Origin of the sequence: Sphingobium sp. MP9-4 (assembly GCF_005281675.1) — a bacterium.
Taxonomy (GTDB): domain Bacteria; phylum Pseudomonadota; class Alphaproteobacteria; order Sphingomonadales; family Sphingomonadaceae; genus Sphingobium; species Sphingobium yanoikuyae.
In genome coordinates, this window is record NZ_LUFI01000082.1 from 140592 (window position 1) to 157310 (window position 16719).

Here is a 16719-nt window from a genome sequence, read left to right on the forward strand (position 1 = left end):
CGGTCAGACAATAAGGGAGAGGGACATGGGCAAGAGGATGCTATTGGGTGCGGCGCTGCTGGCGATGGTCGCCGCATCGCCGGCGCAGGCCCAATATTGGTCGCGCAGCTGGATGACGGCACCCTTGGTCAACCGCGCCCCGCCCGAGAAGCATCCCGATCTCAACGACCGCACCGTCCGCCAGGTCGTGCGCCTGTCGAGCGGCGGGCAGCGCATCCGCATCCGCCTGTCGAACGAAATGTCGGTCAATCCGCTGCTGGTGGGCAGCGTGCATGTCGCGCTGGCCGGCGAAAATGGCGCGATCGTGCCAGGCAGCGACCATGTCGTGACCTTCAACCAGGCGCAGGGCGCGACCATCCCCGCGCGCGCGCCGCTGCTGAGCGATCCGATCGACCTGGCGGTCAAGCCGCTGACCCGGATCAGCATTTCCATCCATCTGCCACAGGGCGCGGCGGATGCGACCGTCCACAGCTATTCGGCGGCGACGACCTGGACCGCGTCGGGCGACCAGACGGGGGCGGAGACGCTGACCAGCCCGACCGTCATCGGGCCGCGCGTGGTGATTTCGGCGGTCGAGGTCGACAATGCCAAGCGCGGCACGGCGATCGTGACGCTGGGCGATTCCATCACCGATGGCGTGCGTGCCACCCCCGACAGCAACCGGCGCTGGCCCGACCTGCTGGCCGAGCGGCTGCAGAAAGCCGGGCGTAAAAGCGTCGGCGTCGCCAATGCCGGGATCAGCGCCAATCGGCTGCTGAGCGAGGCGGACGGCTATAATGCGCTGGCGCGGTTCGACAGCGACGTGCTGGCGGTGCCGGGCGTCACCCATGTCGTCATTCTGGAAGGAGTGAATGATCTGGGCGGGGCGGCGCGCGACAAGCGTCCGATGCTGACGCCGCAGACGGTGATCGGCGCCTATCGCCAGATGATCGCGCGGGCGCATGACCGCAATATCAAGGTCATCTTGGCGACCATCCTGCCCTATAAGGGCGCGGGCTATTGGAGCGCGGAGGGCGATGCGGTGCGCATTGCCGTCAATGACTGGATCCGCACGACCAAGGAGGCCGACGGCTTCGTCGATCTGGCCAAGGCGGTGGCCGATCCGGCCGATCCGTCGCGCATGGCCAAGCCCTATGATGTCGGCGACGCGCTGCACCCCAATGACGAAGGCTTCCGCGTCATGGCCGATGCGTTCGACCTGAGGCTGTTCAAATGATCGCGTCGCTGCTGTTGATGGCCGCCGCCGCGAGCGGGCCGGTGGCGCCCAAGCCGCTGCTGCGCGATCCGGTGCATGATGGCGCGGCCGATGCGTCGACCGTCTATGATCGCAAGAGCGGCGAATGGGTGATGTTCTACACCAATCGCCGCGCCGACCTGCCCATGGAGGACGCCAAGGATGTCCGCTGGGTCCATGGCACGGCGATCGGCACGGCGCGGTCGAAGGACGGTGCCAAATGGCGCTACAGCGGCACCGCGACGATCCCGACCAGTTGCACCGGCGAGACGCTGTGGGCGCCCGAAGTGCAGTGGCTGGAAGGCCAGTGGCATATGTGGCTGACGGTGGTGCCGGGCATCTATCGCGACTGGAATGCGCCGCGCTTCATCGTCCATCTGACCAGCCCGGACCTCAAGAGCTGGACCTGTGGCGAGCGGCTCGACCTCGGCTCCGACCGGGTGATCGACGCCAGTGTCCTCGCCCTGCCGGGCGGGAGCTATCGGCTGTTCTTCAACGACGAGCGGATGAACAAGGCGATCCGCACTGCCGACAGCAGCGACCTCATCCACTGGACCGTCAAGGACCGGCTGACCGACACGCCGGGCGAAGGGCCCAAGGCGTTTCGCTGGAAGGGCAAATATTGGCTGATCTCCGACGCGTGGAAGGGGCTGCTGGTGATGCGCTCCGACGACGGGACACACTGGACGCGCCAGCCGGACTATATATTGGCGACGCCGGGCAAGGCGCCGACCGACCGGGCCAAGGGCCAGCATCCCGACATCATCGTGTCGGGCGACCGCGCCTATATCATCTATTTCGTCCATCAGGAGGGCGAGGATGAAGCGAAGGCCAATCCCGACTGGAAACGCCGGTCGGTGCTGCAGATCGCCGAACTGACCGAGAAGGACGGGATCGTGACCGTCGATCGCGATGCGCCGGCGCATATACGACTAAAGCCCTGATCGCCGCGATTTTCCTTGTCGGGAAAACCGGCTAGGACGTCAGGTGATGCAGAAAGCCGCGAAGAAAAAGCCGCCCACGATCCGCGAGGTCGCCGCCCGTGCCGGCGTGTCTATGATGACCGCATCGCGCGCGATCAACGGCAAGGCGCTGGTCAGCGCCAAGTCGCAACAGGCGGTCGAGCAGGCGGTCAAGGATCTGGGCTATGTGCCCAATGCGTCGGCGCGTGCGCTGGTGGGCAGTGCCGACCGGCGGGTGGCCTTGCTGCACAGCAATTCGACGACGTCGGCCTATCTGGGCGAGTTGCTGCTCGGCGCGCTGGGCGAGGCGCCGCAGCGCCATCTGCATCTGGTGGTCGAGCAATGCGCGCCCGGCGCCTTTGCCAAGGAAATCGTCGATCAGGTGTCGAAGGCGCATGTCGCCGGCGTCATCCTGCCGCCGCCGCTGTGCGACTGGGCCGAACTGGTCGAGGCGTTGCAGGCGCGTGACATCGCCGTGGTCGGCATCGCCCCCGATGGCGATGTGCCCGGCATGCTGGCGGTGGGGACCGACGACCGCCATGCCGCCTATGACCTGACCCGGCACCTCATCGACCTGGGCCATCGGCAGATCGGCTTCATCTCCGGCAATATCCGCCACCGCGCCAGCGCCCGGCGCCTTCAGGGCTTTCGCGACTGCCTGGCCGACCGGGGGATAAGGCTGGACGAGCGCTGGATCGTGCCGGGCGACTTTTCCTATCGATCGGGGCTGGACGCGGCCGAGCAGTTGCTGAGCCTCGATACGCCGCCCAGCGCCATCTTTGCCTGCAATGACGATATGGCAGCGGCGGCGATCACGGTGGCGCATCAGCGCCGGATCAACGTGCCGGGCGACATCACCATCTGCGGCTTCGACGACACGCCGCTGGCGAGCGCGATCTGGCCGGCGCTGACGACGATCCGCCAGCCGATCCGCGACATGGCGCGCGAGGCGATCGGCCTGCTGGGCGCCCATTTCAGCAGCCAGGACGATGGCGCCGGCGAAGAGGCGCTGGGCCGGGTGAAGCTGGATTATCAGCTGATCCGGCGCCAGTCGGATGCCGTGCCCTCACGGCATTAGAATTGCCGGAAGGTGACAGCGAAGTTTACAGGAAGCCGACCTGCCTGAGCCAGGCTTCGCACAGGCGCGGCCAGAGCGAGACCGGCTGATCCTGCGTGTCGAGCGCGAAGCCATGGGGGGCGTCGGCGAAGATGTGCAGTTCCGCGCTGCCGCCCGCATCCTGCCAGGCGCGGCTGAGGCGATGGGCGTTCTCGACCGGCACCACCGGATCATTGCCGGCATAGGCGATGAAGGCCGGCGGCGGGCCAGGCCGCAATTGCGCGTCCGGCTGAAGCACGTCGTAGAGCGCCTGCTTTTCCACCGGCGGCAGTGGCGGCTTGTCGGCGACGATGGTGCGCCCTTTGGCATTGGTCGAGATGGGCGCATAGCCGATGACCATGACGTCGGGCCGCTGTGGCGCGACATCGCCCCAGTCCGCCGGATAATGCGCGGCGAGGCAGGCGGCGAGATGGCCGCCCGAGGAGAGGCCGACGACGCCGACGCCATCGGGCGCCAGATCGGACGCGCGGATCATCCGCATCGCGGCGAGCGCATCGTCGAGCGGCGCGGACGGGCCGGTGCCGGCATGGGGGAAGCGGTGGACGAGGACGAAGGCATGATAGCCGAGCGACGTCAGCCATTGGGCGACCTGCACCCCTTCGCGTCCGGCCATCAGCGCGACATAGCCGCCGCCGCCCAGGATGAGCATGGCGCGGCCATTGGGCTTGTCGGGCGCATAGCCGAGCAGCACCGGGCGATCGACGGCGGTGACGACCGCCTGTTCGGGCGCGGCATTGGCGTCCTCCAGCGCGAAGGCGCCGCTTGGCGCATCGCGCAGCGGCCAGACCAGATCAGCAGCGAGCATCGGATACTCCCATCGGGCAGCCATGGGTGGGATAGGCTTCGCCATCCAGTTCCACGGCCTCGCGCACGATCTCCAGCCGATCGCCGGCGTCGCGCATCTCATAGAATTTGGCGATCGCCCGCTTGAACGGGCGATGGAGGACCAGCATCAGCCGGCCATCAAAGGCATGGAACAGCATGCCATGGCCGCTGTCCTGCATGATGAGCGGGCCAAGCTGTTCCCAGGGGCCGGCGAGCGTGCCGGATTTGGAGCGGGCCTGCGCCTGGACATAGCCGCCCTTCCCCCAACTGGACCAGAGCATCAGCAGGGTGCCGCTTTTGGTGCGATAGAGTTCGGGGCCGTCGGTGACATAGCCCATATCCCCTTCGGGCTGTTTCTGGCCGATCACCCAGTCGGCGTCATTGGCGCGGAACAGCAATTGCGGCTTGCCGGCGGGCGAGAGATCGTCCTTCAGCGGTAGCGCCTCCATCGTGCCGACGCCCATCTGCAGCCATTCATGGGCATAGACCATCCAGGGCTTGCCGGCCGGGTCGATATAGAGGCTGCCGTCGAGCGTCATGTCATTGGGCGTAGTGACCGGCTCGCCCTTGTGGATAAGTTGGTAAGGACCATCGATCCGGTCCGACACCGCCAGCAAGGTGGCGCGGCGATAATTGGGGCGCTTGCCGCTGGCCGGGATTGCCGCCTTGTCATTGTGGAAGGTGGCGAAGAGATAATAGCGCCCCTTCCAGCGATGCACCTCCGGTGCCCAGCCGCCGTCATCGGCCCAAACGTCCTTCGGCAGGGCGAAGACCAGCTTCGGCTTCTGCCAATGGGCAAGATCGCTGCTGGCATAGGCCATGATACCGATGCGCGGATCGCCGGTGACGGCCGGGTCATTCTTCGAGAAGAGCCAGTAGGTCTTGCTCGCCGGTTCCGCCACGACGAAAGGGTCATGGATGCGCAGATGCGATGTCAGCAGCGGCGCGTCGGCCGCCGCCACCGGGGCGGCGAGCGTCAGCAACAGAGCGGCGAGCCAGCGGCGCATCAGCTCGCCAGCCTGTTGCCATAGCCGATGATGAGGGTGGCGAGGATCAGCAGGCCGACGCCGCTCCACACCATGCGGCGGACCGCCGGCGCGGCGTCCTTCCATTCGCGGAAGGCAAAGCCCCAGCAGGTGCCGAAGATGATGATCGAGGCCATGTGCAGCGTCCAGCTGGAGAAGCCGAAGCGGCCCATCTGGCTTTCACCCATCGTGTAGAAGAAGAACTGGAAATACCAGGCCGTACCCGCCACCGCGCAGAGCAGGAAATTGGGCAGCAGCTTCGGGCGCTGGCCCGAGGCATCGGGCGCGCCGACCCACTGGCCCGCCGACTTGTTCCTGGCGATCAGCCAGCCGCACCAGAGCGCGTTGGTGATGAGGCCGCCGAACATGACGAGGCAGAGGGTGGGAAGACCGGTCCAGAGCGGACCGGTGCCGGCGGCGGCCGAGAGCGCCTTGACCGGTTCGCCGGCGGCGAGGCCGAAGGCGAAGCAGCTCGACATGATGCCGGAGAAGATGGCGACGGCGATCCCCTTCTTGAAATCGAACTCGGCGACGGCTGCGGCCTTCTGATCAGCCGAAAGCGCCGCATCCTTGCGGGCGCCAGCACGGGCGACGACGACGATGCCGAGCACGGTGACGGCCAGGCCCAGCAGGACGATCTGGCCATGCAGGGTGCCGGCAATCTCCGTCATGAAGCTGCCGTCGAAGATCGGCGGGATCAGCGTGCCGAAGACGGTGCAGAGGCCCAGCACCACCGCCATGCCGAGCGAGAGGCCGAGATAGCGCATGGTAAGGCCATAGGTGAGGCCGCCAAAGCCCCAGAGAAAGCCGAAGAAGATGCACCAGCCAACCACGGACGAGGGCACCTGGGCCATCACGCCCATCAGGTCGTTGGTCTGGACCGAGGCGAAGAACCAGGGCGCAATCACCCAGGAGAAGATGCCGCCGGTGAGCCAGAAAATCTCCCAGTTCCAGCGCTTCACGCCGCGGAAGGGGACATAGAAGCTGGCCGAGGCGAAGCCGCCGAGCCAGTGGAAGAGGACGCCGAGCAGAGGATTGGGGGTCATAGGGCAAGTCCCAGACGATAGAGGCGATTGGCGTTGCCGGCGAACATCGCGCGGCGATCGGCTTCGGGGAAATCCGACACGATGGCGTGATAGGATTCCATGTAACGGTCGATCGGGCCGAACAGCTTGTCGGTCGGCGTGTCGCTGGCAAAGGCACAACGATCGACACCGAACATGTCGATCGCCTCATGCACCAGCGGCGCGATGCCAGCCATGATCCAGTCGCGGCGGATGAAGCCCATGCCCGACAACTTGACCGCGACATGGGGCAGTGCGGCGAGCGCCTTCATGCCCCTGCGCCAGTCGTTGAGGCCATCCGGATCGGTCAGCACCGGCATGCCCATATGGTTGATGATGACCGGGATATCGGGATGCCGCTCGATCAGCGGGACGAGGCCGGGCATCTGCCCCGGATAGCATTGCAGGTCGAAGGAGAGGCCATGCTTCGCGAGCAGGCCATAGCCCGCCTGCCATTGCGGATCGACGGTGAGGTCGACCGGGCCATAGGTGCGCTGGGGATCGGCATGCCAGTTGACGATATGGCGGATGCCCTTGACGCGGGGATGGGCGGCCTGGGCGGCCAGCAGCGCATCGACATCCGGGTCGTTGAGGGCGGCGAAGGCAACGAAGCCGGTGGGGAGGCCGTCGACGGCGGCGAGCGTGTCGAGCCACTGGGTCTCGCGCAGCGCGCTTTCCGCCGCGGCGCCGGCATCGACATGGACCGCGCCGATGACGTTCCAGCGGGCAAGGTCTTCGCGATAGTCGGCCACGCCATAATTGCGGGCGATCGGCTCGACACTGCCATTGGGGCCATCGTCCGAAAAGGGCGGGCTCAGCCAGTCGTAGCGGATATGATTGAGATCCCACAGATGGATATGGGCATCGACAAAGGGGATCATGCGTCCTCTCCCATGAACAGTTCAGCAGCCTCTTTTCCGTTCGGGCCGAGCGTGGCGAAGGCTTCGACTTCGCTCAGCCTGCCCTTCGACAGGCTCAGGGCGAACGGGGGAGAAACTGGCATAAATCGCGGCGCGCCGGGCTCTTGGATGACCGGTCGCGCCGCGTAGAGGCTTGGGTCAGAAGGTGGTGCGGCCGCCCGAGGTGTCGAAGGTCGACGCCGTGGTGAAGCTGCATTCCTCGCTGGCCATGAAGCAGACCATGGCGGCCGATTCCTCGACCAGGCCAAGCCGGCCCATCGGGATCTTCGAGCGCATATAGTCGACCTGGCTCTGCGGCAGCTGTTCCAGGATCGGGCTTTCGAAGGTGGCCGGCGTCAGGGCATTGGCGATCACGCCCTTGCCCGCCAGTTCCTTGCCGATGCTCTTGGTAAGGCCGATGACGCCCGCCTTGCTGGCCGAATAGGCGCTGGCATTGGGATTGCCTTCCTTGCCCGCGACCGAGGCGAGGTTGACGATCCGGCCATAGCCGTTTTCGAGCATGAAGGGCACGACTTCCCGATTGCAGTAGAAGAGGCCATTGAGGTTGATGTCGATCACCCGCTGCCAGCTGTCGACCGGATAGTCCCACACCGTGGCAGTCGCGCCGGTGATGCCGGCGGAGCAGACGAGGACGTCGATCTTGCCGAGCGCATCCGCGCTGGCCTTGGCGGCGGCGGCGACGGCGGCCTGATCGGAGACGTCGAGCGCAACTACATGGGTCGCGCCGACTTCATCCTTCGCAGCGGCGAGGGCGTCGGCATTCAGATCCCACAGGACCACCTTGCCGCCTTCTTCGACGATGCGCTTGGCAACCAGCTTGCCCAGGCCCGAGGCGCCACCGGTGACGATGGCGCAGCGACCTTCATAGCGTCCGGAAAAGACGCTCATCCGAGCACCTCGTCGCCCAGGTGGCGCCATTCCACGACATTCTGCTTCTGGCTGCCGAGCTTGGCGATGCCCAGTTCCATGACGTCGCCGGCCTTGAGGTAGACGGCTTCGGGCTTCTTGCCCTCGCCCACGCCCGGAGGGGTGCCGGTGATCATCAGGTCACCGGGATAGAGGGTGATATATTCGCTGACATAGGAGATGAGCTGGGCGACGTTGAAGATCATCGTCTTCGTATTGCCGGTCTGCATCCGATCGCCATTGACGTCGAGATACATGTCGAGATCCTGCGGGTTGCCGATTTCGTCGGCGGTCACCAGCCAGGGGCCGACCGGGCAGAAGGTGTCATGGCCCTTGCCCTTGCTCCACTGGGTGCCGCGCTGCTTCTGGTTGAAGCGTTCCGACACGTCGTTGACGAGGACATAGCCCGCGACCTTCGACAGCGCTTCCTCTTCGCTGACGAAGCGGCAGGTTTCGCCGATGACCACGCCCAGTTCGACTTCCCAGTCGCCATGGGTCGAACCCTTGGGCAGCATCACTTCGTCATTGGGACCATTGAGCGACGACAGCGCCTTCATGAACATCATCGGCTCGGTCGGGATCGGCAGGTTGGATTCGATCGCATGGTCCTCATAGTTGAGGCCGATGGCGACGATCTTGCCGATGCCCTTGACCGGCACGCCATAGCGCGGGTCGCCATCGACGACGGGGAGCGAGTCCACGTCGACGCCCTTGGCGGCGGCGAGGCTCTCGATCGTCAGGTCGGCGACGACGCCGGAGAGGTCACGGATCTTGCCCTCGGCATCGATCACGCCGGGCTTTTCCTGGCCACGCTGGCCGAAACGAACAAATTTCATGGGATCAGTCTTTCTCTGTTCAGGCGATCAGTGGGTATAGGGGCGGTGCATCGCGATGTCGGGGTTCAGGTCGACGCCGAAGCCCGGCTTGTCGAGCGCGGTCACCTTCATGCGGCCATTTTCCGGCACCGGTTCGCCCAGCAATTGCGGGTGGAACATCGGCACCACCTCCGTCGGCCCCGGATGCATCATCAGGAACTCGGCGAAGGGCGAGTTGTGGCGGGTGATGACGAAATGATAGCTGTAGACCGACGAGCCATGCGGCACGACCATCTTGCCATGGGCGTCGGCCAGCGCGCTGATCTTGAGCAGCTCGGTGACGCCGCCGCACCAGCCGACGTCGGGCTGGATGATGTCGCAGCAATCCATTTCCATCAGCATGCGGAAGCCCCAGCGGGTCGCTTCATGCTCGCCGGTGGTGACCAGCATGCCCTTGGGCACGTTGCGCTTGAGCTGCTGGTAGCCCCAATAATCGTCCGGGCTGATCGCTTCCTCGATCCACTTGAGACCCAGCTCATGCGCGGCGATGGCTAGGCGGGTGGCATAGTCGACGTCGAGCGCCATCCAGCAGTCCCACATCAGCCAGAAATCATCGCCGACCTTGGACCGCATGTCGGCCAGTTCGGCGATATTCTTCTTGAGGCCCTCAATGCCTTCGGCCGGGCCGTGGTGCAGCGCCATCTTGCCGCCGATGAAGCCGAATTCCTTCGCCTTGTCCGGGCGCGCGCCGGTGGCGTAGAATTGCAGTTCGTCGCGGACCGCGCCGCCGAGCAGATGATAGACCGGTTCCTGGCGCAGCTTGCCGAGCAGATCCCAGAGCGCGAGGTCGACGCCGGAGATGGCGTTGATGACCAGGCCCTTGCGGCCATAATATTGGGTCGAGAAATACATCTGGTCCCAGATCTTCTCATAATCGGTCGGCGACCGGCCTTCGAGGAAACGGGCGAGATGCTTTTCGACGATATAGGCGGCGGGCTCGCCACCGGTCGTCACGGCGAAACCGATGGTGCCGTCTTCCGCCTCAATCTCCACCACCAAAGTGCCGAGCACATTGATGCCGAAGCTCTGCCGCGACTGGCGATATTCGGGATATTTCGACATCGGCGTCGCGATGTGATCGTCGATCCAGTGGCCTTCGCCCTGGTCATGATAATCGGCACCGCCGCCGCGCACGGTGAAGGCGCGGACATGCTTGATCTTCGGCAACGTCACGATGGGCACGCTGAAACTCCCTTGGGCCAGACCCATCGCAAGGGGATGGGCAATAACACTTCCACCATATGGACAAAATGCGCACAACGTGGGGCAATTGAGGGGAAGAATCGCGTCCAGCCTCTCCTACACCCTTGTTTTTCTCATTTTGTGGGATAGAGTGTTAGTAGATGAGACAAAATACGTCAAACCCGGAATCGGGTCCGCGAGAGGAAAAGTCGAAGACGCAGGGGTCGCAGACCCTTCAGCGCGGGCTGGACCTGCTCGACCAGGTGATCGACGGGCCGGTGAAGCTCGCCGACCTGTCCGAGCGCATGGGCCTGACGCGCTCCACCACTCATCGCCTGGCCAATGCGCTGGTCGAGCGCGGTTTCCTGACCTTCCTGCCGCGCGAGGGCTATCAGCTTGGCCCCAAGCTGCTGCAGCTAGGCTTCCTGGCGCAGAGCCAGGCCGACGTGGTGCAGATTGCCCGCCCCCATCTGGAAGCGCTGGCCGCCGCGAGCGAGGATGTGGTGCATCTGGGCCGGCTGGACGGCGACCAGGCGCTCTATCTGGACAAGATTCCCGGCCGCCGCCGGGTCGAGATTTCGAGCCGGATCGGCGACCGCCACCCGCTGACATCGACGGGCCTTGGCAAGGCGCTGATGCTGGACGATCCGGAGGCGGGCTGGACCCGGCTGCTAGAAAGCGAGCGGGAGAACGGCACCCATGATGCCGACCCGGCCACATGGCTGGAGCGGATGCGCGGCTATGTCGCGGCCGGGCGCGCGTTCGACCTGGAAGAGAATGAGGACCAGATACGCTGCGTCGCCGCGCCGATCCGCGATGCGTCGGGCGCGATCGTCGCCGCCATCAGCCTGTCGAGCGCCGCCCAATATATGGACGATGAGCGTATGGCATCGCTGAGCGACGAAGTCCGCGCCGCCGCGCAGAAGGTCAGCGCCGATCTGGGCTGGACCCCCGGCGTCAAATCCCCCCGCCGCCCGGTGCGGCGCTAATCCAAGGAAATGCTCGCATGAAGCTGCTTGAAGGCAAGACCGTCCTCGTCACCGGCGCATCGACCGGCATCGGCCGGGCGGCCGCCATCGGCGCCGCCCAGCATGGCGCCGACGTCGTCATCAACTATGCCCATAGCGATGGCCCGGCCGCCAGCTGCGTCGCCGAGATCGAGGCGCTGGGCCAGCGCGCGATCGCGGTGAAGGGCGATGTCGCCGATCCGCAGACCGCGCAGGACTTCGTCGCCAAGGCGGTCGAGGCGTTCGGCAAGGTCGACGTGATGGTCAGCAATGCCGGCATCTGCCCGTTCCACGGCTTCCTCGACATGCCGGTCGACGTGGTGGAGCGGACCTTCAAGGTCAATCTGCATGGCGCCTATTTCATGGTGCAGGCAGCCGCGCAGCAGATGGTCAAGCAGGGCCATGGCGGATCGATCGTCGCCGTCTCCTCCATCTCCGCGCTGGTCGGCGGCGAATTTCAGACGCACTACACCCCGACCAAGGCCGGCGTGCATTCGCTGATGCAGTCGACGGCGATTGCACTGGGCAAATATGGCATCCGCTGCAACAGCGTGCTGCCCGGCACCATCCTGACCGAGATCAACAAGGATGACCTGGCCGATGTCGAGAAGCGCGAATATATGGAAAAGCGCACGCCGCTAGGCCGCCTGGGCGCACCCGAAGACCTGGCCGGGCCGATCGTCTTCCTGGCGTCGGACATGGCCGCCTATGTCACCGGCGCAGCGCTGCTGGTCGACGGCGGCATGTATGTGAACCTGCAATAAGATATTGAGCGCCGTCATTCCCGCGAAAGCGGGGATGACGGTATTCAGGAAACAGGACATCGCCGATGAGGATCGTCACCAAAGCCGCCGCCGCCCTCGCCCTGCTGGCCACGCCCCTGCCGGCGCTGGCGACGCAGCCGGGCGACACGATCCTGATCGCCAGCGATTCGACCGCGGCCAATTACAAGAAGGGCAATTATCCCCAGACCGGCTGGGGCATGATGCTGGGCTGCGGCCTGGCGCCCGAGGTGCGGGTGTCCAACCATGCGATGGGCGGGCGGTCGACCCGCACCTTCATCGAGGAAGGGCGCTGGACGAAATTGATGAGCGAGCTGATGCCCGGCGACACGGTGCTGATCCAGTTCGGCCATAATGACGCCTATCGCGCCAAGCCGCAGCGCTGGGCGCCGGCGCAGACCGACTATCGCAACAATCTGCTGCGCTTCATCTGGGACGTGCGCGGCGCGGGCGGCACGCCGGTGCTGGTGACGCCGGTGACGCGGCGCAGCTTTGGCGCCGATGGCAAGGCCAAGGCCGACTTCGTCGAATATTCCGCCGTGATGCGCGAACTGGCGGCGAGCGCCCATGTGCCGATCATCGATCTGGAAGCGCTGTCGCGCGCCTGGGTCGACCGGGCCGGGCCGGACAAGGCGAAAGCCTATTTCCTCCACTACAAGGCGGAGGACAAGATGCCCGGCTTCCCCAAGGGGATCGACGACGATACCCATTTCAGCGAACTGGGCGCGCGCAATGTCGCCGATCTGGTCGCCGGCGGCCTCAAGGCGCTGAACCTGCCGATTTCGGCCAAAGTGCTGACGAGCCGGCCGGCGCTCAAGCGGACCACGCCGCTGGGAAGGACCGAATGCCAATGACCATGCTTGACCGTCGCGGCCTGTTGACCGGTGCTGCCGTTGCTGCCGCGCTTGCGCCGATGGGCGACGCGCTGGCGCAGAGCTTTCCGCTGCCCCAGGGGTTTGTCCGCTTTCCGATCTGGCCGGGCAAGGCGCCGGGCAGCGAGCATGTGACGGTGAAGGAAGTGGAGACGCTGCGCCGGCCCGACAGCGGGCCGGACGATGGCGTGTTCGCCCATATCGTCACCCCGACCCTGACCCTGTTGCGGCCGGCAAAGCCCAATGGCGCGGCGATCATGCTGATCCCCGGCGGCGGATACAGCCGGGTGGCGATCGGCCATGAGGGCTATTCGATCGCGCGCCGCTTTGCCGAGGCGGGCTATGTCTGCTTCGTGCTGCTCTATCGCCTGCCCGCCGATGGCTGGGCCGCCGGGGCCGAAGCGCCGCTGCAGGATGCGCAGCGCGCGCTGCGGCTGGTGCGCAGCCTGGCGGGCAAGGAGAAGTTCGACGCCAATCGGGTCGGCGTGATCGGCTTTTCGGCCGGCGGGCATCTGGCCGCCTGGCTGACCAGCCGGACGCCGGTGGAAAGCTACAAGCCGGTCGATGCCGCCGATCGCGAGCCGATCAAGGCCGCCGTCGCCGCCTATATGTATCCGGTGATCCAGATGGAGGGGCCGTTCGTCCACAAGGGGTCGCGCACGCAATTGCTGGGCGAGAATCCTTCGCCCGAACGGATGCGTGCCTATTCGCTGGACCAGGATGTGAGCGCGCAGACGCCGCCGGTGTTCCTGGCCCATGCGATCGACGATCCGGCGGTGCCGGTCGACAACAGCATCGCCATGCTGGCGGCGCTGCGGGCGCAGAAGATCCCGACCGAATGCCATTTGTTCGAAAATGGCGGCCATGGCTTCGGCATCACGGCCCAGGCCAAATCAGCCGCGCCCTGGCCCGATCTGTTCCTGGCCTTTGCCAAGAGGCATGGCGTGTGACCCAGCATAAGGTTGCCCTGTTCGTCACCTGCCTGGTCGACATGATGCGCCCGCGCATCGGCTTTGCCGCGATCCGCGCGCTGGAGGCGGCGGGCTGCGACGTGATCGTGCCCGAGGGCCAGACCTGTTGCGGCCAGCCGGCGCTCAACAGCGGCGACACCGATCATGCGATCGCGCTGGCGAAACAGACGATCGTCGCGCTGGAACCCTATGAAGCGGTGGTGGTGCCGTCGGGGTCGTGCGGCGGCACGATCCGTTGCCATTATCCAGAACTGTTCGAGCATGATCCCGCATGGCTGCCGCGTGCGCAGGCGGTGGCGGCCAAGACATGGGAGATCATGGCCTATCTGGACGAGCAATGCGGGTGGAAGCCCGAGGGCGTGCAGATGGAGGCCAAGGCGACCTATCATGACAGTTGCTCGGGGCTGCGCGAGCTGGGCGTCAAGGCGCAGCCGCGCCGGTTGCTGAAGCCGATCGCCGGGCTGGAGCTGACGCCGCTGGCGGGCGAGGAGACCTGTTGCGGTTTCAGCGGCACCTTCTGCGTCAAATATCCCGCGATTTCCAACGCGATCGTCGGCGAGAAGGCGGACGCGATCGAGGCGACCGGCGCCGACCTGCTGCTGGCCGGCGACCTCGGCTGCCTGATGAACATGGCGGGCAAGCTCAACCGCCAGGGCAGCAAGGTGCGGGCGTTCCACGCGATCGAACTGATCGCCGGCATGGGCGATGGCCCGGCGATCGGGGAAGAGGCATGAGCGGCGCACCGGCCGAAGCGACCAGTTTCAAGGACCGCGCCGACGCGGCGCTGGCCGACCGCATCCTGAAGGTCGCGGTCGAGCGGACGGCAGGCACGGCCGAGGCCAAGCGCGCGGTCGCGGTCGACGCCTTTCCCGATTTCCAGGCAGCGCGCACCCGTGCGGCGGCGATCAAGGACCATGTCGTCGCCCATCTGGGCCATTATCTGGAGCAGTTCGAGGCGAACGCCATCGCCGCCGGGGCGAAGGTCCATTGGGCGCGCACCGCCGACGAGGCCTGCGACATCGTCATCGCCCTGTGCAAGGCGGCGAAGGCCAAGAGCGTCGCCCGCTCCAAGTCGATGCTGGGCGAGGAGATCGGCCTGCCCCATGCGCTGGCCGAAGCGGGCATCGGCCGGGTCGAGACCGACCTTGCCGAACATATCATCCAGCTGGCCGACGAGCGGCCCTCACACATCATCTGGCCGGCGATGCACAAGACCCGCGAGCAGGTGTCCGCCCTGTTCAAGGCGAAGCATCGCACGCCGCATGAGGAAGAGACGATCGCCGCTATGGCGGAAAGCGCGCGGCGCGAGCTGCGCACGCAGATGCTGGGCGCGGATGTCGGCATTTCCGGCGCCAATTTCCTGATCGCCGACACCGGCGCGATCTGCACTGTCACCAATGAGGGTAATGCCGAGCTGTCGCTCGTCCCGCCGCGCGTCCATATCGTGACCGCCGGGATCGAGAAGATCGTGCCCAGCATGCCCCATGCCGTGCATATGCTGCGGATGCTGGCGCGGTCGGCGACCGGCGCGGCGTTGACCCAGTACACGACCTTCTACACCGGCCCCAAGCGCCCCGGCGACCGGGACGGGCCGGAAGAGATGCATATCGTGCTGGTCGACAATGGCCGCACCCAGATGCGCGAGGAAGGGCTGGCCGAGATGCTGCGCTGCATCCGCTGTGGCGCCTGCATGAACCATTGCGTGGTGTTCCGGCAGATTGGCGGCCATGCCTATGGCGGCACCTATCCGGGGCCGATGGGCGCGGTGCTGACCCCGGTGCTGGACGGGCTGAAGCAGAGCCGCGATCTGCCCAATGCCTGCACCATGAACGGCAAGTGCCAGGAAGTGTGTCCGGTGCGCATCCCGCTGCCGACGCTGCTGCGCGGCTGGCGGGAGAAGAGCTGGCGCGAGGGGCTGGAGCCGCAATCCTTGCGCGCGGGGCTGGGCCTATGGGCCTGGGTCGCGACCCGGCCACGGCTCTATCGGATCGGCACCAGCATGGCGGTGCGGGCGATGCGGCTACTGGGCAGCAAGGGCTGGATCAGCAAGTTGCCTCTGGCGGGCGGCTGGACCCGCTATCGCGACATGCCCAAGCCGGCGGCGCAGACCTTCATGGAGCAATATCGCAAGGAAAACGGCCGATGAATGCGCGCGAAGCCATCCTCAGTCGGCTGAAAGATGACAGCGACATTGACATAGCGGCGGAGGCTGCGGCGCTGCTCGGCACGCCGGAACGGCCGGCGGTCGATGTCGCCCATGTCGAGGCGGAATTTCTGGCGCGGCTGGCGCTGCCCAGCGTCAGCGCCAGTCATGACGTTATCGAAACGATATCGGATCTGCCCGCTGCGGTCGCGCGCTATCTGGACGCGCAGGGCGAGGCGCGCGCGCTGTGCCTGCCGCCCGACCCGCGCCTGTCGGGCTGCGACTGGAGCGGCTTTGCCCTGCATCAGGGCGCCGCGCCCGACGAAGCGGCGGCGCTGGCGATCGCGCGCAAGGGGATTGCCGAGACCGGGTCGCTGGTCTTCGAGACCAGCCCGCAGGCGCCGATGCTGCCCAATTTCCTGACCCTGCACCATCTGGTGCTGCTGCGCGTGGCGGACATCGCCCCCTGGCTGGAGGAAGCGCCGCTGGCCGGGCCGCAGCCGCGCGCCCATTATTGGGTCACCGGCGTGTCGGGTACGACCGATATCGAGGGTACCTATGTGCGCGGCGCCCATGGCCCTCGTTTCCTGCACGTCATCCTGTTACGCGGCGACTTTCCTCATATGTCGGAACAATAGTCCACATTCCGGGAAAACAGGCTTACATTCGCCGCCTGCGCCGTTATAAGCTTCCGCAAAGTTTAGATGGAGATTTCCGATGTTCGACAAGACCTATTATGCGACCCACCCCGACATGATGGAGTGCGTGTCGAACGAGGAGCTGCGGGATCGCTATCTGATCGGCGGGCTGTTCCGTGACGGCGAATGCGTGCTG

17 protein-coding genes and 1 pseudogene are annotated in these 16719 nt (G+C 65.9%); 11 read left to right on the forward strand and 7 right to left on the reverse strand.

The annotated features are described in order from the left end of the window. The first annotated feature begins 25 nt into the window (after window positions 1-25). Genes A0U87_RS23455 through A0U87_RS23465 form a run of 3 tightly spaced genes read left to right on the forward strand, consistent with a single transcriptional unit; the run spans window position 26 to window position 3274 of the window. Window positions 26-1216 carry an SGNH/GDSL hydrolase family protein gene (locus A0U87_RS23455; RefSeq protein ID WP_048936807.1) on the forward strand — a complete coding sequence of 397 codons (1191 nt, stop codon included), beginning with the start codon at window positions 26-28 and terminating at the stop codon, window positions 1214-1216. Then, the gene (locus A0U87_RS23460) at window positions 1213-2178 is read left to right on the forward strand and encodes a family 43 glycosylhydrolase (protein WP_048936808.1); all 966 of its coding nucleotides are present in this window, start codon (window positions 1213-1215) and stop codon (window positions 2176-2178) included. Before A0U87_RS23455 ends, A0U87_RS23460 begins: the two co-directional genes overlap by 4 nt. A 46-nt stretch (window positions 2179-2224) precedes the next feature. Then, complete coding sequence (locus A0U87_RS23465; protein ID WP_004209352.1) at window positions 2225-3274, forward strand: LacI family DNA-binding transcriptional regulator; 1050 nt, start codon at window positions 2225-2227, stop codon at window positions 3272-3274. A gap of 25 nt (window positions 3275-3299) precedes the next feature. On the opposite strand, the gene A0U87_RS23470 is transcribed toward A0U87_RS23465, so the two are convergent. From A0U87_RS23470 to rhmD, 7 genes are all read right to left on the reverse strand, one after another. Further along, window positions 3300-4118: an alpha/beta hydrolase gene (locus A0U87_RS23470; RefSeq protein WP_048936809.1), complete on the reverse strand. Its 819-nt coding sequence runs from the start codon at window positions 4116-4118 to the stop codon at window positions 3300-3302. Then, the gene (locus tag A0U87_RS23475) at window positions 4105-5145 is read right to left on the reverse strand and encodes a glycoside hydrolase family 43 protein (RefSeq protein ID WP_048936810.1); all 1041 of its coding nucleotides are present in this window, start codon (window positions 5143-5145) and stop codon (window positions 4105-4107) included. The genes A0U87_RS23470 and A0U87_RS23475 overlap by 14 nt, the downstream gene beginning before the upstream one ends. Continuing rightward, window positions 5145-6209 (reverse strand): L-rhamnose/proton symporter RhaT, encoded by a 1065-nt coding sequence (gene rhaT, locus A0U87_RS23480; RefSeq protein WP_048936811.1) that lies wholly within the window; start codon window positions 6207-6209, stop codon window positions 5145-5147. The genes A0U87_RS23475 and rhaT overlap by 1 nt, the downstream gene beginning before the upstream one ends. Further along, window positions 6206-7108: an amidohydrolase family protein gene (locus A0U87_RS23485; RefSeq protein ID WP_048936812.1), complete on the reverse strand. Its 903-nt coding sequence runs from the start codon at window positions 7106-7108 to the stop codon at window positions 6206-6208. The genes rhaT and A0U87_RS23485 overlap by 4 nt, the downstream gene beginning before the upstream one ends. A 177-nt stretch (window positions 7109-7285) precedes the next feature. After that, window positions 7286-8035 carry an SDR family NAD(P)-dependent oxidoreductase gene (locus tag A0U87_RS23490; protein ID WP_004209347.1) on the reverse strand — a complete coding sequence of 250 codons (750 nt, stop codon included), beginning with the start codon at window positions 8033-8035 and terminating at the stop codon, window positions 7286-7288. Beyond that, complete coding sequence (locus A0U87_RS23495; protein ID WP_048936813.1) at window positions 8032-8889, reverse strand: fumarylacetoacetate hydrolase family protein; 858 nt, start codon at window positions 8887-8889, stop codon at window positions 8032-8034. The genes A0U87_RS23490 and A0U87_RS23495 overlap by 4 nt, the downstream gene beginning before the upstream one ends. A gap of 27 nt (window positions 8890-8916) precedes the next feature. Next, the gene (gene rhmD / locus A0U87_RS23500; protein ID WP_004209345.1) at window positions 8917-10137 is read right to left on the reverse strand and encodes an L-rhamnonate dehydratase; all 1221 of its coding nucleotides are present in this window, start codon (window positions 10135-10137) and stop codon (window positions 8917-8919) included. Between the two features lie 134 nt (window positions 10138-10271). Between rhmD and A0U87_RS23505 the strand changes: the two genes are divergently transcribed. From A0U87_RS23505 to A0U87_RS26905, 8 genes and pseudogenes are all read left to right on the forward strand, one after another. Beyond that, entirely contained in the window at window positions 10272-11099 is an 828-nt protein-coding gene (locus tag A0U87_RS23505) for an IclR family transcriptional regulator (protein WP_004209343.1), read from the forward strand. Window positions 11100-11116: 17 nt separating this feature from the next. Continuing rightward, the gene (locus A0U87_RS23510) at window positions 11117-11881 is read left to right on the forward strand and encodes an SDR family NAD(P)-dependent oxidoreductase (protein ID WP_004209342.1); all 765 of its coding nucleotides are present in this window, start codon (window positions 11117-11119) and stop codon (window positions 11879-11881) included. Window positions 11882-11946: 65 nt separating this feature from the next. After that, entirely contained in the window at window positions 11947-12753 is an 807-nt protein-coding gene (locus tag A0U87_RS23515; RefSeq protein ID WP_137406051.1) for a rhamnogalacturonan acetylesterase, read from the forward strand. Then, window positions 12750-13721, forward strand: a complete 972-nt coding sequence (locus A0U87_RS23520; protein ID WP_048936815.1) for an alpha/beta hydrolase — start codon at window positions 12750-12752, stop codon at window positions 13719-13721. The genes A0U87_RS23515 and A0U87_RS23520 overlap by 4 nt, the downstream gene beginning before the upstream one ends. Continuing rightward, the gene (locus A0U87_RS23525) at window positions 13718-14476 is read left to right on the forward strand and encodes a (Fe-S)-binding protein (protein WP_137406052.1); all 759 of its coding nucleotides are present in this window, start codon (window positions 13718-13720) and stop codon (window positions 14474-14476) included. The genes A0U87_RS23520 and A0U87_RS23525 overlap by 4 nt, the downstream gene beginning before the upstream one ends. Further along, a complete protein-coding gene (locus tag A0U87_RS23530; RefSeq protein ID WP_048936817.1) occupies window positions 14473-15888 on the forward strand; it encodes a lactate utilization protein B in 1416 nt (471 codons plus the stop codon). The genes A0U87_RS23525 and A0U87_RS23530 overlap by 4 nt, the downstream gene beginning before the upstream one ends. Then, the gene (locus A0U87_RS23535) at window positions 15885-16523 is read left to right on the forward strand and encodes an LUD domain-containing protein (RefSeq protein ID WP_048936818.1); all 639 of its coding nucleotides are present in this window, start codon (window positions 15885-15887) and stop codon (window positions 16521-16523) included. The genes A0U87_RS23530 and A0U87_RS23535 overlap by 4 nt, the downstream gene beginning before the upstream one ends. A gap of 79 nt (window positions 16524-16602) precedes the next feature. Continuing rightward, window positions 16603-16719: pseudogene (locus A0U87_RS26905) on the forward strand (5-dehydro-4-deoxy-D-glucuronate isomerase); the annotation flags it as partial.

Excerpts from the sequence above, each read along its gene's own strand:
- A0U87_RS23455 (WP_048936807.1), top strand. The coding sequence starts at position 26 with ATGGGCAAGAGGATGCTATTGGGTGCGGCGCTGCTGGCGATGGTCGCC.
- A0U87_RS23460 (WP_048936808.1), top strand. The coding sequence starts at position 1,213 with ATGATCGCGTCGCTGCTGTTGATGGCCGCCGCCGCGAGCGGGCCGGTG.
- A0U87_RS23465 (WP_004209352.1), top strand. The coding sequence starts at position 2,225 with ATGCAGAAAGCCGCGAAGAAAAAGCCGCCCACGATCCGCGAGGTCGCC.
- A0U87_RS23470 (WP_048936809.1), bottom strand. The coding sequence starts at position 4,118 with ATGCTCGCTGCTGATCTGGTCTGGCCGCTGCGCGATGCGCCAAGCGGC.
- A0U87_RS23475 (WP_048936810.1), bottom strand. The coding sequence starts at position 5,145 with ATGCGCCGCTGGCTCGCCGCTCTGTTGCTGACGCTCGCCGCCCCGGTG.
- rhaT (WP_048936811.1), bottom strand. The coding sequence starts at position 6,209 with ATGACCCCCAATCCTCTGCTCGGCGTCCTCTTCCACTGGCTCGGCGGC.
- A0U87_RS23485 (WP_048936812.1), bottom strand. The coding sequence starts at position 7,108 with ATGATCCCCTTTGTCGATGCCCATATCCATCTGTGGGATCTCAATCAT.
- A0U87_RS23490 (WP_004209347.1), bottom strand. The coding sequence starts at position 8,035 with ATGAGCGTCTTTTCCGGACGCTATGAAGGTCGCTGCGCCATCGTCACC.
- A0U87_RS23495 (WP_048936813.1), bottom strand. The coding sequence starts at position 8,889 with ATGAAATTTGTTCGTTTCGGCCAGCGTGGCCAGGAAAAGCCCGGCGTG.
- rhmD (WP_004209345.1), bottom strand. The coding sequence starts at position 10,137 with ATGGGTCTGGCCCAAGGGAGTTTCAGCGTGCCCATCGTGACGTTGCCG.
- A0U87_RS23505 (WP_004209343.1), top strand. The coding sequence starts at position 10,272 with ATGAGACAAAATACGTCAAACCCGGAATCGGGTCCGCGAGAGGAAAAG.
- A0U87_RS23510 (WP_004209342.1), top strand. The coding sequence starts at position 11,117 with ATGAAGCTGCTTGAAGGCAAGACCGTCCTCGTCACCGGCGCATCGACC.
- A0U87_RS23515 (WP_137406051.1), top strand. The coding sequence starts at position 11,947 with ATGAGGATCGTCACCAAAGCCGCCGCCGCCCTCGCCCTGCTGGCCACG.
- A0U87_RS23520 (WP_048936815.1), top strand. The coding sequence starts at position 12,750 with ATGACCATGCTTGACCGTCGCGGCCTGTTGACCGGTGCTGCCGTTGCT.
- A0U87_RS23530 (WP_048936817.1), top strand. The coding sequence starts at position 14,473 with ATGAGCGGCGCACCGGCCGAAGCGACCAGTTTCAAGGACCGCGCCGAC.
- A0U87_RS23535 (WP_048936818.1), top strand. The coding sequence starts at position 15,885 with ATGAATGCGCGCGAAGCCATCCTCAGTCGGCTGAAAGATGACAGCGAC.